This is a genomic window from Bifidobacterium castoris, from assembly GCF_003952025.1.
Taxonomy (GTDB): Bacteria; Actinomycetota; Actinomycetes; order Actinomycetales; family Bifidobacteriaceae; genus Bifidobacterium; species Bifidobacterium castoris.
The window spans coordinates 187387-211861 of the sequence record NZ_QXGI01000002.1; the positions used below are offsets into that span (position 1 = coordinate 187387).

General features: G+C 63.4%; 24 protein-coding genes, 1 tRNA gene and 1 pseudogene. 11 read left to right on the plus strand and 15 right to left on the minus strand.

Annotated elements, in window-relative coordinates; translation table 11 throughout:
* Positions 1 to 87: 87 nt before the first annotated feature.
* On the minus strand, positions 88 to 1536 hold the full coding sequence (locus D2E22_RS02985) for an FAD-dependent oxidoreductase (RefSeq protein WP_126031648.1): 1449 nt from the start codon (positions 1534 to 1536) through the stop codon (positions 88 to 90).
* An 81-nt stretch (positions 1537 to 1617) separates the two neighbouring features.
* Between D2E22_RS02985 and htpX the strand changes: the two genes are divergently transcribed.
* A complete protein-coding gene (htpX, locus tag D2E22_RS02990; protein ID WP_126031649.1) occupies positions 1618 to 2577 on the plus strand; it encodes a zinc metalloprotease HtpX in 960 nt (319 codons plus the stop codon).
* 71 nt (positions 2578 to 2648) lie between these two features.
* Positions 2649 to 2719: transfer RNA gene (locus D2E22_RS02995), tRNA-Gly, on the plus strand.
* A 697-nt stretch (positions 2720 to 3416) separates the two neighbouring features.
* Here D2E22_RS02995 and D2E22_RS03000 read toward each other — a convergent pair.
* Positions 3417 to 3578: a helix-turn-helix domain-containing protein gene (locus D2E22_RS03000; protein WP_126031847.1), complete on the minus strand. Its 162-nt coding sequence runs from the start codon at positions 3576 to 3578 to the stop codon at positions 3417 to 3419.
* Positions 3579 to 4042: 464 nt separating this feature from the next.
* On the opposite strand from D2E22_RS03000, the gene D2E22_RS03005 reads away from it, so the two are divergent.
* The 3 genes from D2E22_RS03005 to D2E22_RS03015 all read left to right on the plus strand — a co-directional run bounded on the left by D2E22_RS03005 (position 4043) and on the right by D2E22_RS03015 (position 7502).
* Complete coding sequence (locus D2E22_RS03005; protein WP_126031650.1) at positions 4043 to 4759, plus strand: SOS response-associated peptidase family protein; 717 nt, start codon at positions 4043 to 4045, stop codon at positions 4757 to 4759.
* A 39-nt stretch (positions 4760 to 4798) separates the two neighbouring features.
* Positions 4799 to 6175: an oxidoreductase gene (locus D2E22_RS03010; protein WP_241218145.1), complete on the plus strand. Its 1377-nt coding sequence runs from the start codon at positions 4799 to 4801 to the stop codon at positions 6173 to 6175.
* A 100-nt stretch (positions 6176 to 6275) separates the two neighbouring features.
* Positions 6276 to 7502, plus strand: a complete 1227-nt coding sequence (locus D2E22_RS03015) for an MFS transporter (RefSeq protein ID WP_126031651.1) — start codon at positions 6276 to 6278, stop codon at positions 7500 to 7502.
* A gap of 281 nt (positions 7503 to 7783) precedes the next feature.
* Here the strand turns inward: D2E22_RS03015 and D2E22_RS03020 are convergent, their stop codons facing one another.
* Positions 7784 to 8788, minus strand: coding sequence for a LacI family DNA-binding transcriptional regulator (locus D2E22_RS03020; protein WP_126031652.1), 1005 nt, complete (start codon positions 8786 to 8788; stop codon positions 7784 to 7786).
* 294 nt (positions 8789 to 9082) lie between these two features.
* Here D2E22_RS03020 and D2E22_RS03025 point away from each other — a divergent pair, with 294 nt between their 5' ends.
* The 5 genes from D2E22_RS03025 to D2E22_RS03040 all read left to right on the plus strand — a co-directional run bounded on the left by D2E22_RS03025 (position 9083) and on the right by D2E22_RS03040 (position 14295).
* Positions 9083 to 10228: an ABC transporter substrate-binding protein gene (locus tag D2E22_RS03025; protein ID WP_164518397.1), complete on the plus strand. Its 1146-nt coding sequence runs from the start codon at positions 9083 to 9085 to the stop codon at positions 10226 to 10228.
* A gap of 22 nt (positions 10229 to 10250) precedes the next feature.
* The gene (locus D2E22_RS03030; RefSeq protein WP_126031654.1) at positions 10251 to 11168 is read left to right on the plus strand and encodes a carbohydrate ABC transporter permease; all 918 of its coding nucleotides are present in this window, start codon (positions 10251 to 10253) and stop codon (positions 11166 to 11168) included.
* A 30-nt stretch (positions 11169 to 11198) separates the two neighbouring features.
* On the plus strand, positions 11199 to 11579 hold the full coding sequence (locus D2E22_RS10745) for an ABC transporter permease family protein (RefSeq protein ID WP_241218146.1): 381 nt from the start codon (positions 11199 to 11201) through the stop codon (positions 11577 to 11579).
* Complete coding sequence (locus D2E22_RS10750; RefSeq protein WP_241218147.1) at positions 11579 to 12067, plus strand: carbohydrate ABC transporter permease; 489 nt, start codon at positions 11579 to 11581, stop codon at positions 12065 to 12067. The genes D2E22_RS10745 and D2E22_RS10750 overlap by 1 nt, the downstream gene beginning before the upstream one ends.
* Before the next feature lie 65 nt (positions 12068 to 12132).
* Positions 12133 to 14295: an alpha-galactosidase gene (locus tag D2E22_RS03040; RefSeq protein ID WP_126031655.1), complete on the plus strand. Its 2163-nt coding sequence runs from the start codon at positions 12133 to 12135 to the stop codon at positions 14293 to 14295.
* Between the two features lie 133 nt (positions 14296 to 14428).
* Here D2E22_RS03040 and D2E22_RS03045 read toward each other — a convergent pair whose 3' ends face one another.
* The 6 genes and pseudogenes from D2E22_RS03045 to D2E22_RS03070 form a co-directional block, all read right to left on the minus strand.
* Entirely contained in the window at positions 14429 to 14875 is a 447-nt protein-coding gene (locus tag D2E22_RS03045; RefSeq protein WP_126031656.1) for a flavodoxin family protein, read from the minus strand.
* Positions 14876 to 15222: 347 nt separating this feature from the next.
* A pseudogene (locus tag D2E22_RS10755) lies at positions 15223 to 15372 on the minus strand (type II toxin-antitoxin system mRNA interferase toxin, RelE/StbE family); the annotation flags it as partial.
* 7 nt (positions 15373 to 15379) lie between these two features.
* Positions 15380 to 15859: a methylated-DNA--[protein]-cysteine S-methyltransferase gene (locus tag D2E22_RS03055; RefSeq protein WP_126031657.1), complete on the minus strand. Its 480-nt coding sequence runs from the start codon at positions 15857 to 15859 to the stop codon at positions 15380 to 15382.
* 96 nt (positions 15860 to 15955) lie between these two features.
* Positions 15956 to 16708 carry a carboxymuconolactone decarboxylase family protein gene (locus D2E22_RS03060; protein ID WP_126031658.1) on the minus strand — a complete coding sequence of 251 codons (753 nt, stop codon included), beginning with the start codon at positions 16706 to 16708 and terminating at the stop codon, positions 15956 to 15958.
* A gap of 151 nt (positions 16709 to 16859) precedes the next feature.
* Positions 16860 to 17303 (minus strand): cupin domain-containing protein, encoded by a 444-nt coding sequence (locus D2E22_RS03065; RefSeq protein ID WP_126031659.1) that lies wholly within the window; start codon positions 17301 to 17303, stop codon positions 16860 to 16862.
* 203 nt (positions 17304 to 17506) lie between these two features.
* Complete coding sequence (locus D2E22_RS03070; RefSeq protein WP_126031660.1) at positions 17507 to 18493, minus strand: alpha/beta hydrolase; 987 nt, start codon at positions 18491 to 18493, stop codon at positions 17507 to 17509.
* A 165-nt stretch (positions 18494 to 18658) separates the two neighbouring features.
* On the opposite strand from D2E22_RS03070, the gene D2E22_RS03075 reads away from it, so the two are divergent.
* Positions 18659 to 19576: a LysR family transcriptional regulator gene (locus D2E22_RS03075; RefSeq protein ID WP_126031661.1), complete on the plus strand. Its 918-nt coding sequence runs from the start codon at positions 18659 to 18661 to the stop codon at positions 19574 to 19576.
* Here D2E22_RS03075 and D2E22_RS03080 read toward each other — a convergent pair.
* The 6 genes from D2E22_RS03080 to D2E22_RS03105 all read right to left on the minus strand — a co-directional run bounded on the left by D2E22_RS03080 (position 19558) and on the right by D2E22_RS03105 (position 24427).
* Complete coding sequence (locus D2E22_RS03080) at positions 19558 to 20319, minus strand: DUF4234 domain-containing protein (protein WP_241218148.1); 762 nt, start codon at positions 20317 to 20319, stop codon at positions 19558 to 19560. The genes D2E22_RS03075 and D2E22_RS03080 overlap by 19 nt on opposite strands.
* A gap of 108 nt (positions 20320 to 20427) precedes the next feature.
* Positions 20428 to 20820: a hypothetical protein gene (locus D2E22_RS03085; protein ID WP_126031662.1), complete on the minus strand. Its 393-nt coding sequence runs from the start codon at positions 20818 to 20820 to the stop codon at positions 20428 to 20430.
* 77 nt (positions 20821 to 20897) lie between these two features.
* Positions 20898 to 21920, minus strand: coding sequence for an aldo/keto reductase (locus D2E22_RS03090; RefSeq protein WP_126031663.1), 1023 nt, complete (start codon positions 21918 to 21920; stop codon positions 20898 to 20900).
* A gap of 40 nt (positions 21921 to 21960) precedes the next feature.
* Positions 21961 to 22437 (minus strand): flavodoxin, encoded by a 477-nt coding sequence (locus D2E22_RS03095; protein WP_126031664.1) that lies wholly within the window; start codon positions 22435 to 22437, stop codon positions 21961 to 21963.
* Between the two features lie 60 nt (positions 22438 to 22497).
* Positions 22498 to 23322 carry an SDR family oxidoreductase gene (locus D2E22_RS03100; protein ID WP_126031665.1) on the minus strand — a complete coding sequence of 275 codons (825 nt, stop codon included), beginning with the start codon at positions 23320 to 23322 and terminating at the stop codon, positions 22498 to 22500.
* A gap of 61 nt (positions 23323 to 23383) precedes the next feature.
* Positions 23384 to 24427 carry a zinc-dependent alcohol dehydrogenase family protein gene (locus D2E22_RS03105; RefSeq protein ID WP_126031850.1) on the minus strand — a complete coding sequence of 348 codons (1044 nt, stop codon included), beginning with the start codon at positions 24425 to 24427 and terminating at the stop codon, positions 23384 to 23386.
* Positions 24428 to 24475: the final 48 nt, after the last annotated feature.

Below are 24475 nucleotides of genomic sequence, written 5' to 3' on the forward strand. Positions count from 1 at the left end.
CTTCGGCATCGGCACAGGGCGACAGGGGGTCGGCGCGCAACGGGGCGGGCGACCTGCGGCCGTCCGCCCCGTTGCGCGCCGACCGCGTCACTCGCCGTGGGCGAGGCGACGGAACTCGTCGGGGTCGATGACCTTCTTGTGCTCGCGGCCTTCCTTCGCACCTTCGGAGCGTTCGAAGGCGTCGACGCGCTTCCAGCCGGCGAAGTCGATCGGCTTGACGCCGCGTTCGGCGAGCAGGCGGTCGATCGATTCGGGGTCGCGGTCCGGAGCCAGACGCGCGTTCTCCTTGTTCTTCGCCAGATCCTCGAGCATCGCCGTGACGATCATCAGCGCATCCGACTTCGTCGAGCCGATCAGGCCGACCGGTCCGCGCTTCGCCCAGCCGGTCGCGTACAGGCGGTCGCGCACCTCGCCGTCGGCGGCGTCGACGGTGATGCGGCCGTCGCCGTTCGCGTTCGCCAGATGCGCGCCCTGCTCGTCATAGGCGATGCCCGGCACGGACTCCGGCTTGTAGCCGATCGCATGGTAGACGGCCTGCACCGGATAGTCGGTGAATTCGCCGGTGCGCGTCATCCTGCCGTCCGCCGAGGTCTCGGTGCGTTCGACGCGGATGCCGCAGACCTTGCCGTCCTCTCCGAGGATCTCGACCGGCGCGGAGTTGAAGTGGATGTAGTATTTGCGGTCCGCCGGGTTGCCTTCGAAGTCGACGTCGCCGTCGTCCTCCATGTCCTCGGCCATCTCGCGGATCGCGAACAGCTCCTCGACCATCTGACGGGTCAGCTTGTCCTTGCCGGCCTCCTCGATCGTGTCGTCGTCGAGCTCGAAGTCGTCCTCGTCGATGATCAGCTGGACGCCGGGCAGCTTCTCCATCTCACGCAGCTCCTGGACGGAGAACTTCGCCTGCGCGACGCCACGGCGGATGAACAGATGCAGCGTCTTCGCCTCGTTGCGCAGGATGCCCTCGTACACGTTGTCCGGGATGTCGGTGCGCGCGCGCAGGTCGTCGGCGTTGCGCATCAGCTCGCGGGCGACGTCCATCGCGACGTTGCCGCCGCCGATGACGGCGACCTCCTCGGCCTGCAGCGGCCACTCGCGCACGCCGGTCGGATAGCCGTCGTACCACTCGACGAACTTGGCTGCGCCGTAGACGCCGTCATAGTCGGCTCCCGGCAGATTGAGCGGCTTGTCCTTGATCGCACCGGTCGCGAAGAGCACGGCGTCGTAGCGTTCGAGCAGGTCGTCGATCGTCACGTCCTTGCCGAACTCCACGTCGCAGTACAGATGGATGTCCGGATTGTCGAGCGTCTTCTCGAGCGCGGACGCGATGAACTTGATCGACGGATGGTCGGGGGCGACGCCGTAGCGCACCAGGCCGAAAGGCACCGGCAGCTTCTCGAACAGGTCGATGCGCGCGTCCGTGCCCAGCCCGAGCTCGTCGCCGAGTTTGGCGAGCTGACGCAGGAAGATGTCGGAGGAATACACGCCGGCCGGGCCGGCGCCGATGACGGCAATACGAAGTTCAGAATCATTAATCACGGCATACTAGCGTAGCCGATATGCGCGAACGGCGGAAGGGGGAATGCGGGACGGATGGGGATCGTCGGTACACTGTTGCCTATGAACGGGAAACTGCGGATGCACAACCATTACAACGGGTTGAAGACGGCGATACTGTTCGCCGTCATGTGGGCGATCATCATGGTCATCTGGTGGGCGACTGGCGCGTACGTGGACACGCTCGTCTACTACGTGATGATCGGCTTGGGCATGTCCTTCGTCTCCTACTGGTTCTCCGACAAGCTCGCGCTCGCATCGATGCACGCGCAGCCGGTCAGCGAACAGGAGGCGCCGCAGCTGTACGCGATCGTGCGCGAACTGTCGCAGACGGCGGGCAAGCCGATGCCGCGCATCTACATCGCCCCGACCGAGACGCCGAACGCGTTCGCGACCGGGCGCAACGAACGGCACGCGGCCGTGTGCTGCACGCAGGGCATCATGCGCATCCTCGACTACCGGGAGATGCGCGGCGTGCTCGGCCACGAACTGATGCACGTGTACAACCGCGACATCCGCACATCGGCGATCGCCGGCGCAATGGCCACCGTCATCACCTACCTCGGCTACTCGCTGATGTACTTCGGCAACTCCACGCGCAACGACCGCGACTCCGACAACGGCGCGGGCGCGCTCGGCGCGTTCGGCGCGCTGCTCAGCATGATCCTCGCGCCGATCGCGGCGTCGCTGATCCAGATGGCGATCTCGCGCACGCGCGAATACGACGCCGACGAGGACGGCAGTGTCCTGACCGGGGATCCGAACGCGCTCGCAAGCGCGCTGTACAAGATCCAATACGGCATCGCGCAAAACCCGATGCCGGCGACGGCGACCGACCGGTCGACGGCGGCGATGATGATCGAGTCGCCGTTCTTGGCGAAGGGCATCTCGCGGCTGTTCTCGACGCATCCGCCGACCGAGGACCGCATCGCGCGCCTGCAGCAGATGGCGGCGGATATGGGCGCGCCGGGTATCGCGGACGCCGACCGTCTCGCGCAGGTCGCGCGCGGCGGACGGGTGTAGGGTGGACACGGCCGTCGGTGTGGCCGGCGGCTGTGGTAAGGTAGCTGATGCGGACGCCGCAGCGGCCGCACGCGGATGTAGTTCATCGGTAGAACGAAAGCTTCCCAAGCTTTAGAGGCGGGTTCGACTCCCGTCATCCGCTCTCATACGTATCAACGATTCCGCCCGAAACTCTTGGAAACATTGGATTCTTAAGATTGCTGGAGTGAGTGGAATCAAGGTGGATCGTGGCGAATTGGAATAAATCTGGAATAAGTTCCCGGCACCATCCACCACCCATGTTCACTTTTCGCACACGCATGTTCACTAGTCACTCAAACACAAGTGACAAGTAATCGGAGCCCTACTGCCGCTTGGGTTTCAGGGCTTTACTGTTCGCTTGTCACCAGTAATACATAGACGACCCCGCGCATAATCCGGGCGTGTCGCAACCAGCCGGACGTCAAAAACGTTGCAATACCAACGATTACGATTGGTTGTCAGCATGACAGGTAATCGTGACCGGTAAACCCGTGGCCGCATCTCGCTGCCGCACCACCGCCGATGGGTCAGCGTTTCCCACACATACTCACGGTTAGAGATAACCTCTTTTCCGTGGTCTGTGCTATACTCAGTATAGCTATACTCGGTAGCTAATTTCATAGGTTACCCTTTCCGGCGTTAGCCGCTCAGGTAACTCAATGCCCGGCATCTTGCACATGCCGGGCATTTTTCATACCCGGCAGCCATGCCATACACGCCCATGAACGGCATGGGCAACCGGCCGCCACCACAGTGGCGGCAGCGCGCGCCAGTCCGGTTATGATCCGGTAGGGCCAAACCCCGCTGGCGCCAGAGCCTCACGGCTCCAAGAGTTTCCTCAAGTCCTTGAGCTTGAGCGCGTCAGCTAACCGGACGGCAGTGCCTAACGTCATATCGCTAGGGGCGCGAGCCCCCCGCTCGATATTGGCTATACTCACATGCGGCACGCTCGCCCTCTCAGCGAGTTCGCGCTGCGTCAGTTTTTTGCTTTTCGCAGCTCGGCTAGTCCCATTTTTCTCACCTCCTTCGGTGCTTGTGGTTGATGGCCATCACTATACGGGCTTGCAGTACTACAAGCAAATTGTAGGCAGTGAAAGGCAATAGAAACCCATTGGAAGCACTAGCATCTATCAACGTGTCGCGTAGCATGTATCAGGTGTATGCGCAGCCGTATCAGGCGGCGCGCACGGGGCGCGTCGGGCGTGACCACACACCGAAACCACTTCGGGTGCGGGACGCGTATGCCGCGTTCGCATACGGTACCTGTTGCGATCGTTGTAGGTGCGGAGGGTACGCATGGCGTTCGCAAAGGCCGGCGCAGGCGATCGTCAGGGGTGAGCTGCGCGCGGCGGAAACGTTCGCGTCACGGGCCGGAGACTCGCGCAATGTGACGCTGTCAGGGGACGGTAGCGCCGGCAGGGCCGTCGGGATGTACGGTGAAGGCATGTGCGCGCATTATCTGGGATTGTCGGATGAGGAAGTCGATCGGCTGGTCGAGCAGTTGAGCGGGGAACGGCCGGAGAGACCCGAGTCGAGTCCCGCGGAAGCCGCGGCGCCGCAGTACGAACAGCGCGAGCTCGACTATCCGCAGTCGGAGCGGCGGTCGTCGGTGAGCCTGCGCGAGGAGCGGGAACGCCGATGGATCGACGTGTATCCGAAGACGGTGTCGCCGGTGATCGTGCCGACCTTCGACACGGCGGCCGGCGTCGGCGAACTGACGCCCGGCGCATTGGAACGCGCGGAGCTGTCGTGGGGATACCGCACGCAGTGGAATCCGCAGCCGATCTTCAACACACGCATCGAAAGCGCGGACAAACCGATCTGGCGGGCGTCGATGGAACACGACCGCTGCGTCATCGCCTGCCGTCGGTTCTATGAATTCAGCGGGACCGAGACGCGCGTCAGCGGGCGCACCGGACGCGTCGTCAAGCAGCAGTACGCGTTCACGGTTCCCGGTATGCCGATCATGTTCATCGGCGGCATACGTCGCGGCGACGAGTATTCGATGATCACGACGCACGCGAACGCCGCGATGGCGCCGGTGCATCCGCGCATGCCGCTCATCCTGCATCCGACCGAGCTGACGACGTGGCTCGGGCCGCGGTACATGCGCCTCGCAGACCGTTCCGCCGTGCCGCTCGCCGCGCATGAAGTGGGGTAGCGCTCGCCGATGGAGACCGTGCTGCGATAGATTGAACGTATGGGACACGGAACGCGCACGCAAGGCGCACATCGGTTCGATTCCCGATGTGCGCATGTCATCGTCGTCGTGTGTGCCGTCGTGGTCGCCGTGCTGATCGGCGTAGGCGTGCGACTGGTCACATGGTGGCGCGCCTACACGGTGCCATCGATGGCGGGGCAGACGATCGCGAGCGCATCCGCGGCAGACGCTGACGACGCGGTGGCCGAGGACCTCGCGCAATGGTATGTGCAGTGGATGGGCCGGCAGCGGGAGATCGGCGTCGCGCCGCAGTACCAGCTGGAATCGGTGCGGGTGCGTGACGTGCAGCGGCTGCCGGGCGTCTCCTCGCGATATGACAAGTCCGACGGGCGAAACGTCTACGTGCAGTTGGACGCGACGCTGCGGCCGCGGTTCATGTCGATTGAACGGATCACCGACGTGGAGGGATGCCAGACGTACCGTGCGGATTCGGCGGTCAGTGCATCATGCGTGTTCGCGCTTGAGCCGCAATCGGGCGGCTATCGCATCGCGCAGGTGATGGAACCGATCGCCTATCAGCGGCTGGCGTATCCGGAGCAGTTCGAGAAGACGCAGCCGGATCCGACGGCCCCGGTCCTCGATGGCCGCAACGGATACCGTCTGTCCGCGGAACGGCTGGAGGTGACCTACGACGGAGGAGCGACATGGCATGAGGTGCCCGATGGCGTCGCGCGCGTCATCGGCGGCGTCCACGCTGATACCGCGCTGTGGCTTGAGCCGACGCGGTATGTGATCACGCCGCAGTTCACGGCGTTTGTGGGATACGACGATGAGGCGGACATGGCGGAACTCGTCTATTCATGGGATACCGGTTCGACGTGGCTCACGTCGCCGTTGGGGAGAGGCGTGCAGGCGTCGTCGTACATCGCCATGCTCGGCGACCGCATCGCGGTGGCATACGGATATGGAGACGCGCTCGGATCGGTCGGCTATGCGATGGTCGTGTCCACGCTGACCGACCTGCGTGCGGATCCGGCGGCTGCATGGCGAAACGTTCCGCTGTATATGCAGTATCCGTCGAACCTGACGATGGCGGGATGGATGGATGACGTCACGATATGCGTCGGGCAGACGGGGTCGCTGCACATCTCCTCGGACTCCGGCGCCACATGGCGTGCACTGGGGGTCCCCGAGGAACCCGGCTTGGAGAGCAGGCTGGGCTACAACCCGTTCGATACGCCGACGCGTACATGGGTGGAGGATGGCGTCGCCTATCTCGCGATAGGGCAGGGCGAGGACGCCGATTATGCGCCGGACGGAGCGGTCGTGGAGGCGGTGTTCTCCTACGACATCGTCGACGGCGCGTTCGCTTTCCTCAGGGAACAGGCCGCTCCGGCGCCGACGCTCGCCGGGTGAGCGTCGTGCGGTCAGGGAGTCCGTTATGCTGTTAGGCGTTTCATGTGAAACACTCACGGTCGATAACGACGCAGACATGGTGCACAGGCGAGGTGGGCAGATGGCGAGCACAATAGTCAATTCATCGAACGGACCGACGACGGGCAACGAAGGACGGGGCCACGGTCTCGGTCTGTTCGCGCTCGCCGCCGGTGCATTCGTGTTCGGCGCGGCCGAGTTCGTCATGATGGGCATCCTGCCGCAGGTCGCGCAGGCGCTGCGGGTGAGCATCCCCTTCGCCGGCAACTTCATCTCGGCATACGCGATCGGCGTGTGCGTGGGCGCGTTGCTGCTGATCTTCGGACGCAGGATCCCGCCGCGCTCGCTCATCATCCTGTTCATGATCATCGCATTCGCCGGCAACGCGTTGAGCGCGGTCGCCGTCAACGCGCCGATGATGATCGCCGCGCGCTTCATCGCGGGTTTCCCTCACGGCGCGTTCTTCGGCACGGCCACGCTCATCGCCAAACTGCTCGCGCGGCGCGGGAAGGAGGCGCAGGCCGTGGCGTCGATGGTCACCGGGCAGACGGTGGCAAACATGCTCGGCGTGCCGGCGGGGACGCTGCTTGCCGAGCATCTGTCCTGGCATCTCGCGTTCGTGGCGCTCGCCGCCTGCGCCGTCGTCACCGGCGTCCTTGTACGCGTATGGGTGCCGTTCGTCGCGGCCGCCGATGATGCGGGTCTGGCCGGACAGTTCGCATTCCTGCGCAAGCCCGGACCGTGGATGGTGCTCGCCGCCGTCTTCGTCGGCAACGTGGGCATCTTCTGCTGGTGGAGCTATGTCAGCCCATGGCTGCAGCGTGTGGGCGGCTGGCCGAACGCGATGGTCTCCGCGTTGATGATGCTCGCCGGCTTCGGCATGGTCGTCGGCGGCTTGATCGGAGGCCGCATATGCGACCGGTGGAATCCGGGCTCCACATCGGCGCTCGGGCAGTTCGTCGCCTGCGTGGGGCTGCTCGCCGTCTTCCTGATTCCCGGTTCGCGCGTGAGCACGGCGGTGCTCACCTTCGTGATCTCCTTCGGCTTGTTCTTCGTCTCCGCGCCGCAGCAGCTCATCATGGCCGAATGCGGCGGCCTGATCGGCGGCGCCGCCGTGCAGATCGCCTTCAACCTCGGCAACGCCGTGGGCTCGATGGTGGGCGGTGGCATGCTGGACGCCTCGCATATGAACTACCATTACCCCGCTCTGAGCGGCGTTCCGTTCGCCGCGTTCGCCGTGCTGCTGCTCGTGCTCTACTCGGCACGGTATGAGCGGCGCGGTCGTGACGCGAATCTGCTGCGCGCCTGAGCATATGCGGTTTGCGCGGTATTTCCGGTTTCTCACGAAGCACATGTGGACGCCTGCTCCAAGGACGGGTAAAATCTGGCCCCAATGCAGCGGATTTCAACTGTACGGAGGGGCCGGCTACGGGCAAGGTCGAGTGCAATGCGGACCGCTCGAAGCCCAACACCATAGCCGATGTGGCGGCGGTCTGAGGGGACTGAGCGCCGCGCGGATAGGTTGTCGCGTCATGTGAATCGCATCGGCGCACCGTGATGGACCTGAACTGTTCAGTGCGGAATGAATTACTAGAGATTCGGGCAGCCGCACGACCGTCGCAATATCAGGGTCGTGTCGATGATCTGGGTGAGCGGGGCGTCGGCGTCGAGCGCCGCGGCGACCGCGTGATGGGCGATGGCGGCGGTGTCCTGCCGGATCACCGTCATCGGCGGGTCGGTGTACTCGGTGATGAACGTGCCGTCCAGACTGATCATTGCGATGTCATCCGGCACGCGCAACCCGCGTTCGCGCACCGCCCGCAGGGCGCCGACACACACTAGGTCCGAAGAGGCGAAAATGGCGTCGATGTGGTTTTGTGTCTCGTCGAGCATGTTCAGTGTGGACAGATACCCATCTTGGGCGGTGAAGCCGGAACTCACCAACGGGCCTGCGGGGACGCCCGCGTTACGGCAGGCGTCACGCCAGCCGACGGTACGCATGTCTGCCGGGTTGTCGCTGCCGGCAAGCAGTGCGATGGTGCGCCTGCCATGCTCGAAGAGATGCATGGTGGCATCATAGGCGGCCTGATGCAGGTCGGATGACACGGACCGCAACCCTCCCACCGGTTGACATCGGTCGAGCAGCACAATGTGGTGCCCTGTTCGTGAGAGCTTTTCGAGCTCGCTGTCGCTTTGTGCGGATGAGATGAAGATGGCGTCGACCTGCCGGTTGAGCAGCTCGTCGATGCGGGTGCGTTCCAGTCCCGGATCGCCGTGGGAGAGATTGACGAGCAAGGTGCACCCGCGTTCGATCGCCACTTGTTCCAATTGTTCGGCGAGGGCGCCGAAATACGGGTTGGAGATGTCGGGCATGACCAGACCGAGTGTATGGGTGATGCCGCTTTGCAAGGATTTGGCGAGTGTATTCGGGCGGTAGCCCAATTGCGACGCCGCCTCTACCACACGTTGTGTGGTGGGGGGCGAGATTCGCGGGTCGTGGTTCAACGCGAAGCTCACGGTGGCGACGGAGACGCCGGCGAGCTTGGCCACGTCGGCGCGTGTGGGTCGTTTTCGTGCAGGGGTGTCGCCCTTCATACGCCGTCCTCCATGTCGTTGACCATATGCTCCACATGATAGCGCCGCACCTATATGGGCAGGTGTGCCACGGAGCAATCTAGATGCGACACGCCTGTCCGACGAATTGGTTTACTCGTGTAAACTAAGAGTTGTCATCGCATTGCAATGCTGATGACGAATGTGAATCTAATCAACGACGATGGGTGCAACATGAACTCTATTCGACGTACTATAGCGGCCGTATTGTGCTGCGTGTCATTCGTTGGTCTGGCATCCTGCGGTTCCAGCGGGGATTCGAACACGCTTGAGGTCATGACGGGCATGGCCACCGGTTCCGAGCAGCTCAAAGTCATGCAGGAACTCGCAAAAGGATTCGAACAGACGCATCCCGGGGCGCACATCAACCTCTTGCCGGGCACCAGTTCATACGAACAGGACATTCGCGTGAGGCTGGCTGGCAGGAATCCTCCGGATATATGGAATACGCATGGTTGGTCAAGAGACCGGTATGCGAACTTCCTTGAGCCCCTGAATAACCAGCCATGGGCATCCCGGCTCAACTCTCTTATGGACATCTCGATGCGCACCAATGGCGGAGAGTTCTATGCGCTGCCCCTTGACGTCGCAGTGACGGGCATCGTCTACAACCAGGATGTATTGCAAAGGGCCGGTGTCGATGCGCGGTCAATCAACAGTTGGGATGACTTTGATCGGGCATGTCGCGCCGTGACCGCCAACGGAGATTCGTGCATAGGTGCCGCCGGCAAAGAGACGTGGACCGGCGGCAACCTACTCGATTACACTGCGCCCGGGATGTTCACGCAAGCCCAGCTTGATGCCCTGCAGCAAGGCGACTTCGAGGATGCGCCATTCAGAAAGATGGCGGATATGGTGTCCGGATGGGCGAGGAGCAAGTTCTTCAATGTGGACTATGTCTCGGCGACGAACGACGACGTTGCCCGTTCGGTGGCGCTCAATAAGATCGCGTTCGTGTTCCAGTCCAATGGATTTGTTCAGACCGCGCAGCAATACAATCCACAGGTCAATCTGGGCTTCATTGCCTTTCCCTCGGATACGGGCGAACAATATCTCGTCAGTGGCGAGGACTATGCCCTCGGAGTAGCCAAGGACAGTCCACGCAAGCAACTGGCGCTTGAATTCCTGGACTACCTTGCCGAGCCCGGAAATATGGAACGCTTCACTGCGGTGACCAATAATGCCTCTGCGTTCAAGGACGTCAAGCCAACGCTGGGCATGATGGAAAGCAGCTATGACTATTGGGTCACGCAGAAACATACGCAGGCCATCCCGATTTTCGACAGGGTGTACTTGCCCAATGGCATGTGGAGCACGATGACCACCACGGCGGATGGGTTGATTTCCGGGCAGATCGACCCAGCGCAGGCAGTCAGCCAGATATCAACATCATTCGTCAGTTTGTACCGCAAAAAGGCATAGCGGCAGGCAGGAGAATACAGAAATGGCAAAGAAGCAATCAGTTGATCAGCCGCAGACGCGGTCGCTCAGGGAACGTTTCCATGGTGCGAACATCAATCTTTTCTATGTGCCGGCGCTTGTTCTGCTCGCATTGTTCCTGTTGTACCCGCTCGTTTCGGGATTCGCCATCTCGCTGACAAGCTGGGATGGATACAATCCGGAGCGGCTGTTCGTCGGACTCTCCAATTACGTGACGATGCTGCATGACGCGAATTTCCGCATGACGTTGATTAACACGCTGATCTACGGCATCGGTTCGACAATCATCCAACAGGTTCTGGGCCTCGGCCTTGCGTTGTTGCTCAATGCGAAGATCAGGGGACGCACGCTTATGCGCGCCGTCATCTATCTGCCGGCGCTTGTGTCCGCGGTCATCATGGGCACAATGTATTACTTCATCTTCCAGTACCAGCAGGGCGCGTTGAATGCGATTCTTGTGGCATTCGGGCTGGATCGTGTGGTCTGGTTCCAGGACCCGCATCGTGCCGTGCTGATCATCGTGCTCGTCAACTCATTGCAATTCGTGGGCACCTCAATGATTATCTACCTGGCTGGGCTTCAGGGAATGGATCGTTCGGTGGTCGAAGCGGCGAGTCTGGACGGTGCAACCGGGTGGACGAAGTTCATCAACATCACCATGCCGATGTTGATGCCGGCGTTCACCACGAGTGTGGTGCTCAACCTCATTGGCGGTCTCAAGCTTTTCGATGTGATCAAGGTGTTGACTGGAGGAGGCCCCGGCTATTCCACGAATTCTGTTTCCACGTATATCAGCATTCAGTACTTCGATAATCAGAATGCCGGATATGCGGCGGCCATGGGTGTTGTGCTGTTCCTGATTATCGCCGCAATCACAACGTTGCTCAACAAGGGGCTTGGCAAGCTCGACTGGGAATCATGATCGAAGCATTCGCGAAAGGGATGTGAACAAATGAGTGTTTCAACACAGGACTACAGTCAAGACGATGTTGTCGGGGCGAAACGGCACCGGCGTGGCAAGTGGGCCATTTACCTGTTCCTCGCCATTGTGTGCCTTGTACAGCTGTTGCCGTTCTGGCTCGCGGTTTGCCAGTCTACCAAACCGTCGACCGATCTTTCCTCGACGATTGTGCCGAGGTTGCACGATGTGCAATGGAGCAATTTCAGTGATGCGATCAACGAAGGCGGCATTTTGCGCGCTATCGTCAACAGCGTGATCGTGACGTTTGGCGCAACGGTCCTGACCTGCGTCATCGGAGCGATGGCGGCCTATCCCCTGGCCCGCAGGAGGACCCGGGGCAACAGTTCGTCTCTGCCGCAATCCTGGCGCTGATGATGATCCCGCCGCTGAGTATTCTCGTGCCGCTGTACACCTTCCTGGTGCGCATCGGCGGCGTGAACTCCTACTGGGGGACCATCCTCGTGCTCGGCACGGGCAATCTGCCGCTCGCCATCTTCCTGTACACCGCATTCATCAGGTCGATTCCGGTGGTCATCGACGAAGCCGGCATGGTGGATGGCGCAAGCCCGATGCGCATCTTCTTCAGGCTTATTCTGCCGCTGCTCAAGCCGGTGACCGCGACCGTCATCATCATGACCGGCATCGGCGTGTGGAACGAGTATGCGCTGTCGAGTTACCTGCTCACCGACCAGTCGATGCAGACGATCGCGCCGCGCGTCGCCTCGTTCTTCGCCGCACAGAGCAGCAACCTTGGCACTGGCGCCGCGGCGGCGCTCATCGCAGCTCTGCCGGTTGTCGTGGCCTACCTGTTCCTGCAGCGGTACTTCATCGAAGGCATGGTGGCAGGCTCGGAAAAGTAACGATGCCACCAAGCGACCACAGCCAAACACACCATATGCGATGACATCATGAAAGGAGCAATCGCATGCTATTCCCCGGAAAACCCGGTTCGAATGGAGGCGAACAGACGTATCTGATGCTTGCCGACGCCGAAGTGGGCGAACCTCTGCATGCCGTATTGGGGGTATTCGCCGCGGAAGGACCTGTATCGGACGGCGCGCTGATGGAACGCCCGTCGTCCCTTGTCAGCGCATCCCCGTCTTGGCGGTTGCCGGCATTGGTGAATGGCCAGTGGTCGGGTTCCTTCGCTCGTCCGTCCGTGAGAGGGCACCGCGTCGTCGCAGAAGACGGAGGACCGAAGCTGTGTGCTGGACGGGACTGGTCCCCGCTGTTCCGCATATCGGCACCGCCGATTGTGGATGACAACCAGATGCGCATCGAGATGGAGGATGCCGCAGCCGGGCTGAGGCTGGTGTTTGAATGCGAGGCGTTGCCGGGCGGAGCCCTGCGCATGCGGTATCGCCTCGGCAATCAGTGCGACGGTATGTATCTTGTCGAATCGGTTGAAGCGCGACTGCCATTGCCCGATGATTTCACCGAAATCCTCGATTTCACCGGTCGCCATGAACGCGAACGTACGCCGCAACGCCACCACATTGCCGATGGCACATGGATCAGGGAGGGCCGGCGCGGCAAGCCGTCTTTCGAAGGTACGACGCTGATTGCCGGCACACAGGGCTTCACGTTCTCGCAAGGGTCTGTGCTCGAGGTGCAACCTGCATGGAGCGGCAACACCATGTTGGCTGTGGACCGCGACTGTGAGGACTCCGCGGCGGTCCATGCCGGTGAATTGCTGCTCCCCGGTGAAATCGCCTTGGGGAACGGCAAATGGTATGAAACCCCATGGGTTGTCGTGACGGCATCGAACCATGGCCTCGATGGTGCGGCGCACAGTGTGCACCGCTGGCAGCGCAGCCTGCCTGCACATCCTGCCGTGCAACCGGTCACGCTCAATGTGTGGGAGGCCGTGTATATGGACCATTCGTTCGAGGTCCTCGCCGACATCGCCCGACGCGCGGGCGCCATCGGTGTGGAACGGTTCGTGTTGGACGATGGATGGTTCCATCTGCGTCGCGACGACCGAGCGGGATTGGGCGACTGGTGGGTCGATCCCGAAGTATGGCCTGAAGGGCTTGGGCCCCTCGTCGATATGGTGCATGGCCTTGGCATGCAATTCGGATTGTGGTTCGAGCCGGAGATGGTCAATCAGGATTCCGATGTGTTTCGCGCGCACCCCGACTGGATCCTGCAGACGGATGACCGCACCCCATTGCCGCATAGGCATCAGCAGGTGCTAGATTTGACGCACCCCGAGGCTTTCCGGCATGTGTTTGGCCAGATGTGCGCGATTTTCGAACAGTACCCGATCGACTATGTGAAATGGGACCATAACCGGGACCTGTTGGAAGCCGGAGGCAACCGCGTGTATGGCGCGCCCGTAGTGCACGAACAGACGCTGGCGTTCTACCGGTTGCTCGACGAATTGCGCGCACGGTTCCCGAAGGTGGAATGGGAGTCATGCGCATCGGGTGGCGGTCGCATCGACATGGGTGTGGTGGAGCGCGTCTGCCGCTTCTGGGCATCCGATGTCACCGATGCATTGAGCCGCCAGCACATTCAACGCTGGACGCTGCAGAACGTCGCTCCTGAATACATCGGCGCCCATGTGTCGGCGCCGACGTCGCATCAGACCCGGCGCACATTCTCGCTGGATTTCCGAGCGGCGACGGCGGTGTTCTACGCGTTCGGCATCGAGTGGGACATTCGCAAAGCCTCGTCCGGCGATCTGGCCCAATTGGAACAGTGGATTACGTGGTATAAGGAGCACCGCGATTTCCTGCATTCCGGTGACGCCATGCGGCTCGACGTAGACGATCCGGCGGTATTCGCCTACGGTGTGATCGACGGGGACGGCTCCCATGCGATCATCGCGCATGCGCAACTACGGGAATCAGACTCGAACCGAGGCGTGCATCTGCGTATTCCGCATCTCGACCCCGATGCCACCTATCGCCTGAGCTGGACCGGACCTGCCCCGGCCGAGGCCGCGTTGGAGCCGCTCGACCAGGCAGGTCCCCTTGGCGCCCAAGTGGCCAGCGGAGCGACGTTGGCGCGCCGCGGCGTGTGGATTCCCCGATGCCACCCAGAGAGCATCCGCCTGATCGACGTGGTCCAGGTGCGTGCCTGAGCGAGGGGCTGCAAGCTATGCGCATGGGTTTCGTCGTCTGCTCGTGAGTCAGCAACGAGATGGCGAAACCCCTGCGCATATTGCGTCGGCTATGTGCGAATCTGCGGGCAGATCGCGAAACAAGGGTATGTGATCACAGCTTGGCGGTGAGTGCGTGCGCCTCGCTCGCATTGCGAGCCATGCCCATGTACTCCATGCCGTACAGACCGGCGAAACGGCGGATGGTGTATTCGCCGCGCTCGTACATCTGCTGCGTTGGCGTGCCGCCCTGGAACAGGAAGAAGAGGCGTTTGCCGGCGAGGTCGTCGGTGGAGACCGGACCATAGCAGCGGTCGAGCAGGCAGCGCGTCATGCCGCTCATGTCATGCCAGTACACCGGCGAGCCGATTACGATTGTGTCGGCCGCCTTCATGGCGTCCAACACCTCGTCGAACTGGTCGTCGGCGAAATGGGTGCCGTAGTCGTACACCTTGAGCGAGGCGAGATCAATCTGCGTGAAATCGCGGCCTTCGAGGAATGCGTGGCCGAGGTGTGCAGTGTTGCCGCTGATCTCGCCGCCATTGATGAACAGAATACCCATGGAATCTCCTTATGTGTTGCTTGGCCGGTGCGAATACTGTATGCGCGGACTGCCGGTAGCGACTCCTCGTAGCGCGGACTATCATATGCCGAACACGTATGACCTTGCTGCCGATTGGAGTGATGCCATATGACCATGCGAAACCTGCGGCGTGGGGGTGCGCTGGCGCTCGCAATCGCAATGATCTGGGGCGCCGGCGCGTGCGGATCGTCTGACGGGCAAGCAGCCCAAGCTCCTTCGCGTTCTCCGAGGGCGCGCGGCTGTTCTCCCACGATTCGCAGATCATGGGCTGGCTGTTCGACCGGTAGCGCTTTGGTGTGAGTGACGATTGCCGTTCGGAAGAGGTCATTATGCGAGCCGGTGCGTGTCAACACCAATTGGAGCTCGTGCTTTTCTATGCGGTAGATGAGCGGCCAATCGCTTTCGAGGTGTGTTTCGCGGTACCTGCGCCAGTTTCCAACGAGCGGATGGTCTTTATATACTTTGGTGCCGAGCAGCTTCGTGTCACTGCCCGAGGGCGTGCATCTCCATCAGCAGCAGCGAACGCTTCATCTCCACGCCGTAGGCATACCCGACGAGATTGCCGTTCGCGCCGATCACGCGATGGCACGGCACGATGAACGGAATCGGGTTGCGGTTGTTCGCCGATCCCACCGCACGCACCGCCTTCGGGCGTCCCACGGCCTGTGCGATCTGCGTGTAGGTGCGCGTCTGCCCGTACGGGATCTGCTGCAGCGCATGCCATACGGCGCGCTGGAACGGGGTTCCGAACGTGAATGCGACCGGCACGGTGAACTCACGCAGCTCGCCGGCGAAGTACCGTTCGAGTTCGTCGAAGGTCCTGTCGGTGAGCGTCGTGGGCGTGCCGTCGCCGTCGAGTTCGTGGTCGTCCCGGGTGACGATGCGCAGTCCGGTGACCGCGTCGTCCTGCCAATCGATCCTCACAGGACCATAGGTGCCCATATACGTCGCGAATCCCTGCATGGCGTCCTCCTCCTTGATACGTATGCTGCCATGATTATAGAAGGCGGCCGGATGGCGTGCGTCGGCACGACGTGAATGCTCACCGATTCTGCGTAATCAACGACCGCCGGTTTGCGCGGAATGCAGCGCCTTGTCGGCTTCGTCGACGATGCGCAGCGTGTTGAGGGTACGCGGATAGCCGATATACGGCAGGCACTGGAGCGTGACCTTGCGCAGGAAACCGGCGTCGTTGCCCAAGGCGATGTTCGCCTTCGCATGCGCGGTGAGCTGCGGTTCGACGCCGCCTTGGGCGGACAGATAGCAGAACGTGATCATCTCACGCTGCAGGTCCGTCAGGCCGGTGCGTGTGTAGTAGTCGCCGAAGCAGTTGTCGGCGAGCCAGTAGTTGATCTTGCCGCGTTCGTAGCTCTTGTCCATGCCTTCGCCGAACAGCTCCACCTGCTTCGCGTTGCCGGCTTCGAGGCGGTCGTCCATCGTCGTCGTGGTCTGGTCGGGCAACGGCAGCCTCACGCCACGCGCTTCAAGCACATCGTTCGTGACGTCGAGGAACGGGCGCACGCGTCCCAGGCCGAGATAGTCGACGGCCTGATAGACGACTTCCTTCACCTCGATCGGCGAAAGGCCGGCGTCGAGTGCGCGCGTCAGCTGGATGCGGAACTCGTCGACGCCCTGGCATCCGAGCAATGTCGCGAGGATCGCGAGGTAGCGCGTTTCGGGATCGAGCCTCGTGTCCGGATCCTGCGCCACCTCCTCGTCGGCGAAGTGCAGCAGACGGTCAACGAAATGAGGGTCGGTGCGGATGAGCTCGTCGTTTGGATCGCGGTCGTGATCGATCTGGGTATGCGTCATGATGACCTGGTTTCGTGGGGGATCGGATGAAACATGCGGATGGGATCAAAGGGGAAAGGCGGCTCGCGTCGAAGGTCGCGACCCGCCGGATGGGGGAGCGGGGGCACGTCTGCGCAAAGGCGGCGTGCCCGGCGCGTGGTATGGCCATCGCTCAGGCGAGCTTGCCGTACTCGGCCTCGTCCACCGGCTCGAGCCACTCGTTGCTCTTGCCTTCGCCCGGCACGTCGATGGCGATGTGCGAGAACCAGCTGCCCGGAGCTGCGCCGTGCCAGTGCTTCGTGTTCGCCGGGATGTGCACGACGGTGCCCGGCGTCATCGCGATCGGCTCCTGGCCGTCGATCTGCGCGTAGCCGTGGCCGCCGACGCAGATGAGCATCTGACCGCCGCCCTTCGTGGCGTGGTGGATGTGCCAATGGTTGATGCAGCCGGGCTCGAAGGTGACGTTGGCCATGCTGACCTGCTCGCCGGAGATCGGCGCGAGCCAGCTCTTGCCGGTGAAGTACTGCGCGTAGGCGTCGTTCGGTGCGCCCACCGGGAACATCAGCGACTGCGCGTATGCGGTCGGAACGCCGACCGGAATCGGATAGTTGTTCATGATGAAGCCTCCATCTGCCGTCATTGCGCGTGGGCGGGCCCTCTTCACCTCGTAGTGCCCATGCGCTGCCGGTTCATAGTATGGGGCCGATCGTGATATGCGGCAAATAGTGAAATCGCATGTCATGCATAATCGTTCTGCATGCATTCGGTTGCGTATATGTTCGGCTGTGCATGCATGATGCGCGGCCGAACATATGGGGCCTAGAGGTTGCGGCCGAAGAACCGCTCAATCGCGTCGAACGGAATCGCGTTGAGATTGTCGTACAGATCGGTGTGGTTGGCGCCCGGGATGATCATCAGTTCCTTGTTCGCCGGGTTCACACCGTGCTCGAGCGCCTCATATGCGGCCTTCGAGAAATACAGCGAATGCGCCTTCTCGCCGTGGATGAGCAGCACAGGGTTCTCGATCTCGTCGATGTAGCTCAGCAACGGCATGTTCATGAACGACAGCGCGGAGGTCATGTTCCAGCCGTCGTTCGAGTTCACCGAGCGCGCATGGTAGCCGCGCGGCGTCCTGTAGTAGGCGTGGTAGTCCTTGACGAACTGCGGGGCGTCGTCCGGCAGCGGGTCGACGACGCCGCCGGCGCGCGCGTAGTCGCCGTTCGCGTAGTCCTCGGTGCGCTGTTTGCCCAGCTGTGCGCGCGTCTCGTTGCGTTTGGCGGGCGAATCGTCGGCGTCGAAATAGCCGTTCGCGGTGACGCGGCTCATGTCGTACATCGTCGAGGCGACGGTCGCCTTGATGCGCGGGTCGTTCGCGGCCGCGTTGAGCGCCATGCCGCCGAAGCCGCAGATGCCGACGACGCCGATGCCGTCGGGGTCGACGTCGCGGCAGTTCGCGAGGTAATCGACGGCAGCCGAGAAATCCTCGGTGTTGATGTCCGGGGAGGCGACGGCGCGCGGCGAACCGCCCGACTCGCCGGTGAACGACGGGTCGAACGCGATCGTGAGGAATCCGCGTTCGGCGAGCGTCTGCGCGTACAGGCCGCTCGCCTGCTCCTTGACGGCGCCGAAGGGGCCGGAGACGGCGATCGCCTTGAATCTGCCGTTCGCCGGCGCGTGCTTCGGTGTGTAGACGTCGGCGGCCAGTTCGATGCCGTAGCGGTTGTGGAATGTGATTTTGCTGTGTTCGACCTTGTCGCTGTGCGGGAACACCTTGTCCCAGGCCGGAGTCAGCTCAAGTGCCGTCATCGGTGATCTCCTTCGTAAGGCCGCGCGTCATGTGCGATGATGCGCGGCGGATGCATTGCGTTGATGTCTTGTGATCGTCAGTATCGTCCCCGCAGCGCTATAACGCAAATAGTGGATTAGTATAATCATTATTCATTAGAAGAATAATGTTGCGAAAGGAAGCCGATGGAGATCCGGGCGTTGCGCGCGTTCCTCGAAGTTTCGCGTGAAGAGAACATGACCCGTGCCGCAGCCAATCTGCACATGTCGCAGCCGTCGTTGTCGAAGCTCATCCGATCGCTTGAGCATGAGCTCGGCATGAAGCTGTTCGTACGCCGCAGCTTCGGGCTGACGCTGACGAAGGAAGGGCAGGTGCTGCGTGAGCGCGCACGCGACCTCGTCGGCATGGCGGACCGCATCGAGGACGAATTCGCGTCACTCGGCGGCATCACCGGCGGCACGTTGTATTTCGGTCTCGCGGAGTCGTATCAGATCCGCTACCTCGCGCAGCAGATCAGACGGCTGCGTGAGCGATGCGTCGATTTGCGCTACCACGTCGAGAGCGGCGTCTCCGCGCAGGTGCTCGAGCATCTCGACCAGGGCACGCTCGATTTCGCGGTGCTCGCGCAGGACCCCGATCTCACGAAATACGAGGCGCTGACGTTCCCCGACGTCGATCGGTGGGGCGTCATCGTGCCCGCCGGCCATCGATTGGCGTCTCGCAGCACCATCGGCATCGACGATCTCGTCGGCGAACCGCTGTTCTGCTCGCAGCAGGGCTGGAAATACGAGATCGCGCGTTGGGCCGGGTCGCGCATGCCCGATCTGCGGCTTGAGGCGACCTTCGGCCTCGCCTACAATGCCGCCGTCTTCGCGCGCGAAGGGCTCGGCGTGCTGCTGAGCTTCGACCGCATCGTCGACACCAGCGCGGACTCGGGGCTTGTATTCCGTCCGCTGCGGCCGGAACTCGACACGAAACTGCATCTGGTGTGGCGGCGCAACCGCCCGCTCAGCCCGATCGCCGAACGGTTCGTGCGCCAGCTGCGCGAGGCGTCGCCCGCGCAGCCGAACGACGCGCCTGCGGATCAGCCGCGCGCGTTGTAGTCCTCGCACATCATGTTCGTGGCTTTGAGCAGCTTGTACAGGTAGATGAACGGCCCGACGATGATCAGCGCACCGAGGATGTTCCACAGCCAGAAATCGGCCATGCTCACTTCGCGCGGCATGCCGCGGCGCTGCAGTTCGTTGCCGATGCGGTCCGACAGGTTGCTGTACCAGACGAGCCAGGCGATGCCGAGCGACAGCCATCCGAACAGGAAGAACATGAGCAGGTAGTTCGTCGATTTGCGGCCGTCATGCGGGGTGGCGACCATGTTCGTCGATTCGGTCACGTCGTACATGACGACGATGTCGTAGATGCCGAGCGTGATCAGGCCGAGCAGGATGTATTTGAGCAGGCCGCGGTTCGTCTTGAGCTTGTACGCGGGGGCCTGCTGCACGACGGTCACCGGGATCGGCTGCTGCGGCCCGTATCCGTTCGGCGTCGGCGCGCCGTCCGCCGGCGTCGACGGCGGGATGTTCGCGCCGCCGTAGGGAGGCGTCGTGCCCGCCGCGTCGGCCGGTGTCGACATGTACGCCGTGGCCGCCGGCTGCTCATACGGCTGTGCCGGCTGCTCAGGATAGGCCGGGTAGTCCGGATACGGCTGCTGCGGCTGCGCTTGTGGCGTCGCCGCCGATGTGCCCGGATAGGGCGCCTGCGACGATGCGGGTTGCGGCGCCGCGCCGGTCTCGTCCGGGCGCGGCGGCAATGCCGGCATCGGGATCTGCGGGTGCATGTTGTCGGTCATCGTGGTTCCTCTCCGTCATGCCGCCCATGCGGCGTTGCACGGGTCCTCTTCGAGTGTAGACGCACAAGCCGTCCTGATACAACCTCCGGCGGGGAATAATGGTGGACGTCAGCCCAGATGCAGCAGGCACAGCATCGGCAGCGAGAAGCACACGCAGAAGCCGCACAGACCGGTCACGATCGTCACGACCGGGCGGATGAGCGACTTCCAGCCGCTCATCCGACCCTGCGGGCGGTGCCGCTTCTCGACGACCGCGGCGCCGATCCAGCAGCCGAGTCCGGCGATCGTACCCGCGACGAGCAGCCACACGTTCGTCGTCGAACGGTCGAGCCACGCGCCGATCGCGTCGTTCGGCGCGCCGTCGAAGGACGACAGCAGTACCGGCGCGACGAGGACGTATCCAAGGACGATGAGCGCGGCGACGACGGCGAGCGCCGCCCGCGGCCGTGTGGCGGCCGTCGTGTCGGTGCGCCCGCCGTCGTGTCGATCCCTGTTCGTCATCCGTCGTCTCCGTTCCCGTGCCGTGGTCGTTCGTCATGCGCGTTCCATCCTACGCGGCGCGGGGGCGGCGGTGGCGGTCATTTGCCCCAGCTCTTGGCGACGGCCGCGTTCTCCTTGGTGTTCTGCGCCATGACGCCGACGATCGGATGCGGACGGTATGGGCGCTCGAGCGCGGCGATGTCATCGTCGCTGAGCTCGAAATCGACGGCCGCGACGGCGCCGTCGAGATGATGCGGTTTCGTCGCGCCGATGATCGGCGCCGTCGCCTTGGTGAGCAGCCATGCGAGCGCGACCGTCGTCATCGTCACGCCGTGCTCGTCGGCGATGCGCATGACCTCGTCGATGATGTCGGCGTCCATCGCCGCCGCGGCGTTGTATTTGCCTTGGGCGAAGGCGTCCTCGCGCAGCCGTCGGCTCGTCTCGCCGGGTTGACGGCTCAGTCGTCCGCTCGCGAGCGCGCTGTACGGCGTCAGCGCGATGCCCTCCTCGCTTGCGCATGGCAGCATCTCCCGTTCGTCCTCGCGAAACAGCAGATTCATATGGTTCTGTACGGAGATGAACTGCGGCCAACCGTGTTCGCGCGCGATGGCGTTCGCCTTCTCCAGCTGCCATGCCGCGATGTTCGCCGCGCCGATGTACCGCGTCTTGCCGGAGGCCACGGCGTCGGCGAGGCCTTCCATGATCGCTTCGATCGGCGTGCGCCAGTCCCACATGTGGTAGATGTACAGGTCCACATGGTCCATGCCGAGGTGCCGCAGGCTTGCGTCGAGGTTGTCGCGCACGTGCTGTTGCCCGCTGACGCCGTGTGCGATCTCCTCGTCGGTGCGTGGCAGGAATTTCGTGGCGACGACGACGCTGTCGCGTGACGCCATCGATGCGAGCGCGCGTCCCAGATACGCCTCGGAGGCGCCGTGCTGGTAGACGATCGCCGTGTCGAAGAAGTTGATGCCCGAGTCGAGCGCCTGCCGCACGATTGCGCGCGAGGCGTCCTCGTCGAGCGTCCAGCTGTGCTGCCCGTCGTTCGGATCGCCGAAGCTCATGCATCCGAGGCAGATGCGTGAGACTTCGAGGTCGCTCGGGCCGAGGGTGGTGTATTGCATGGGGTGCTCCTTGCCGTTGGTCGTGGTGTTGCTGTGACGCTCACATGCCGAGCGAATCGGCCCAGCCGCGCAGTTCGCCCTCGCTCGCGTCGACGTCGAAACGACGCCCGTCGATCCACTGCGCGTCGGGCGCCGAACCGTGCAGCTGCGTGCCGAGCGCGCCGCGTGTGCTCGACGACGACGTCGCGAAGGTCGTGAGCTTCTTGCCGGCGAGGTCATGCGCCTCGAGCCATGTGCGCACCTCGCGCGGCGCCGTGTCCCACCACAGCGGGTAGCCGAGGAAGATCTCGTCGTAGCCGTCGGTCGACGGATCCTCGGCGAGGGCCGGGCGCATCGAGCGGTCCTCATGCTGCTTCGAGCTGCGGCTGTCCGGGTTCGTCCAGTCCAGATCGGCGTCGGTGAACGGCGGGGCGGGGACGATCTGACGCAGATCCGCGCCGATCGCGTCGGCGAGATGCTCGGCGACGCGGCGCGTGTTGCCGGTTCCGGTGATGTAGACGACCAGTTTGTTCGTCATGTCGATTTCCTTTCGTGAATGCTGAGGATGCTGTGATCGCGATGATGGTCGCCCGTGCGCTCAGCATCGCGCGTGCGTCATCGTTGCGGTTGCGTGAGCCATCGTCTCGACGTAGGCGAGCTCCTCGCGCACGCGCTTCGGCTGCGCGTGCAGCGGGAAGTTGTCCGGATCGTCGTAGCCGTCGAACGGCGCATCGCGCGGATCGGCCTCGAGGGCCGCGAACATCGGGGCGATTTCGGCGTCGCTTTGCGGCTGGCCGAGTTCGTCGACGAGGTTGAAGGTCTTGCGGTCCGCCTCCTCGCAGCCGAGTGCGGCGACGAGCGTCTGCGCGATCTGCCGGCGCGCGACCGATCCGTCGGCCGGCCCCGTCGGGACATGCCTCTGGTCCTGCCGGAAGCGCAGATGGTGCTCGTCGGCGCCTTCCATGTCGAACCAGCCGGGCCGCACGATCGTGTATTCGTTGCCGGAGGCGCGCACGAGGCGCTCGCTGCGGCGCTTCCAGTCGTGCGCCTGCGTCGCCCGGTTGTACTCGGTGTCCATGTCCGCGGCGAGCCCGATCGCCGTCATCAGTGCGATGCGCGCCCTGCGGCCGTCGAGCGCGTCGAGCGCGTTCTTCACGGCGCCGTAGTCGACGTCCTCGTTCAGCGTGGGACCGCCGTTCGCGCCCATCGTGAACACGATGCCGTCGATGCCGTCGAGCGCGCGGCGCATGTCGTCGACGTTCTTGAGATCGCCTTCGCAGATCTCGACGTTCGGCCCGAAGCATTCGCGCGACGCGTCGCGCACGAGCGCGCGCACCCGGTATCCCCGCGCGACGCCTTCGCGCACCGCGTAGCGTCCGACGCTGCCGCTCGCGCCGACGAACAACACATGGGTCGGCCTCATATGATCATCGATCCTTTCGTCCCCGACGCGGCTCGCATGGATGTCGCGTCCGTGTGCGCGCTCACGCCTCGGCGATGTCGATCATCGACTTGATCGCGCGGCGTTCGTCCATCGCCTTGTACGCGTCCTGCACATGGTCGAGGTCGAAGCGTGCCGTGAAGACCTTGCCCGGGTCGATGCGGCCGTCGAGCACGGCCTTGAGCAGCGTCGACCTGTCGTGCGCCGCGACCGACGCGATGCCGCCGGTGAGCGTGACGTTGCGCCAGAACAGCGCGTTGACGTCAATGTCGCTCGTATGCGGCACGCCGACGCGGCTCACATAGGCGCCCGGCCGTCCGCTGCGCACCGCCGATTCGATGCTCTGCTCGGAGCCGACGCATTCGAGGACTCGGTCGGCTCCGGCGCCGTCCGTCATCTCCATGATGCGCGCGACCGCTTCGTCGCCGCGTTCGGCCACGATGTCGGTCGCGCCGAACTCGCGGGCGAGCTTCGCGCGGTCCTCGTGGCGGCTCATCGCGATGATGCGGCCGGCGCCGAGCAGCTTCGCGCCGATGACCGCGCACAGGCCGACCGCGCCGTCGCCGTAGACGACGACGGTGTCGCCGGGTTCGATGCGCGCGCTCCATGCGGCGTGGTAGCCGGTCGCCATCACGTCGGAGAGCGCCAGCAGCGACGCGATCCGCTCGTCGCTGTAGTCGGCCGGCGATCCGGGGATCTTGACGAGCGCCGTGTCCGCCCACGTCGCGCGCATGTATTCGGCCTGATAACCGGCGTTGCCGCCGGGCTCCTGATTGAGGCAGTTGCCGTCGTAGCCCTTCTCGCACGGCACGCAGTGGCCGCAGGCGTGGGTGAAGGGGACGATGACGAAGTCGCCGGGCTTCATGTCGTGCACGTCGGGGCCGACCTCGTCGATGACGCCGATCGCCTCATGGCCGACGAGCGAACCGTGCTCGCGTTCGTTGATGCCGCGGAACCACCACAGGTCGGATCCGCACACGCAGGCCTTGAGGACGCGCACGATCGCGTCGGTCGGCTTCTCGATTCCCGGGCGCGGCACCTCGCGCACCTCCATATGTTCGGGTTCCACGAACACCGCGGCCTTCATCGTCGCGGTCGTGTCCTTGGTCGCATCGGTCATATGTGCCTCCATCGT

What these genes read in the sequence shown, in the direction of transcription:
- htpX (WP_126031649.1), top strand. Translation starts at nt 1,618, where the DNA reads ATGAACGGGAAACTGCGGATGCACAACCATTACAACGGGTTGAAGACG.
- D2E22_RS03005 (WP_126031650.1), top strand. Translation starts at nt 4,043, where the DNA reads ATGTGCGCGCATTATCTGGGATTGTCGGATGAGGAAGTCGATCGGCTG.
- D2E22_RS03010 (WP_241218145.1), top strand. Translation starts at nt 4,799, where the DNA reads ATGGGACACGGAACGCGCACGCAAGGCGCACATCGGTTCGATTCCCGA.
- D2E22_RS03015 (WP_126031651.1), top strand. Translation starts at nt 6,276, where the DNA reads ATGGCGAGCACAATAGTCAATTCATCGAACGGACCGACGACGGGCAAC.
- D2E22_RS03020 (WP_126031652.1), bottom strand. Translation starts at nt 8,788, where the DNA reads ATGAAGGGCGACACCCCTGCACGAAAACGACCCACACGCGCCGACGTG.
- D2E22_RS03025 (WP_164518397.1), top strand. Translation starts at nt 9,083, where the DNA reads ATGACGGGCATGGCCACCGGTTCCGAGCAGCTCAAAGTCATGCAGGAA.
- D2E22_RS03030 (WP_126031654.1), top strand. Translation starts at nt 10,251, where the DNA reads ATGGCAAAGAAGCAATCAGTTGATCAGCCGCAGACGCGGTCGCTCAGG.
- D2E22_RS10745 (WP_241218146.1), top strand. Translation starts at nt 11,199, where the DNA reads ATGAGTGTTTCAACACAGGACTACAGTCAAGACGATGTTGTCGGGGCG.
- D2E22_RS10750 (WP_241218147.1), top strand. Translation starts at nt 11,579, where the DNA reads ATGATGATCCCGCCGCTGAGTATTCTCGTGCCGCTGTACACCTTCCTG.
- D2E22_RS03040 (WP_126031655.1), top strand. Translation starts at nt 12,133, where the DNA reads ATGCTATTCCCCGGAAAACCCGGTTCGAATGGAGGCGAACAGACGTAT.
- D2E22_RS03045 (WP_126031656.1), bottom strand. Translation starts at nt 14,875, where the DNA reads ATGGGTATTCTGTTCATCAATGGCGGCGAGATCAGCGGCAACACTGCA.
- D2E22_RS03055 (WP_126031657.1), bottom strand. Translation starts at nt 15,859, where the DNA reads ATGCAGGGATTCGCGACGTATATGGGCACCTATGGTCCTGTGAGGATC.
- D2E22_RS03060 (WP_126031658.1), bottom strand. Translation starts at nt 16,708, where the DNA reads ATGACGCATACCCAGATCGATCACGACCGCGATCCAAACGACGAGCTC.
- D2E22_RS03065 (WP_126031659.1), bottom strand. Translation starts at nt 17,303, where the DNA reads ATGAACAACTATCCGATTCCGGTCGGCGTTCCGACCGCATACGCGCAG.
- D2E22_RS03070 (WP_126031660.1), bottom strand. Translation starts at nt 18,493, where the DNA reads ATGACGGCACTTGAGCTGACTCCGGCCTGGGACAAGGTGTTCCCGCAC.
- D2E22_RS03075 (WP_126031661.1), top strand. Translation starts at nt 18,659, where the DNA reads ATGGAGATCCGGGCGTTGCGCGCGTTCCTCGAAGTTTCGCGTGAAGAG.
- D2E22_RS03080 (WP_241218148.1), bottom strand. Translation starts at nt 20,319, where the DNA reads ATGACCGACAACATGCACCCGCAGATCCCGATGCCGGCATTGCCGCCG.
- D2E22_RS03085 (WP_126031662.1), bottom strand. Translation starts at nt 20,820, where the DNA reads ATGACGAACAGGGATCGACACGACGGCGGGCGCACCGACACGACGGCC.
- D2E22_RS03090 (WP_126031663.1), bottom strand. Translation starts at nt 21,920, where the DNA reads ATGCAATACACCACCCTCGGCCCGAGCGACCTCGAAGTCTCACGCATC.
- D2E22_RS03095 (WP_126031664.1), bottom strand. Translation starts at nt 22,437, where the DNA reads ATGACGAACAAACTGGTCGTCTACATCACCGGAACCGGCAACACGCGC.
- D2E22_RS03100 (WP_126031665.1), bottom strand. Translation starts at nt 23,322, where the DNA reads ATGAGGCCGACCCATGTGTTGTTCGTCGGCGCGAGCGGCAGCGTCGGA.
- D2E22_RS03105 (WP_126031850.1), bottom strand. Translation starts at nt 24,427, where the DNA reads ATGAAGGCCGCGGTGTTCGTGGAACCCGAACATATGGAGGTGCGCGAG.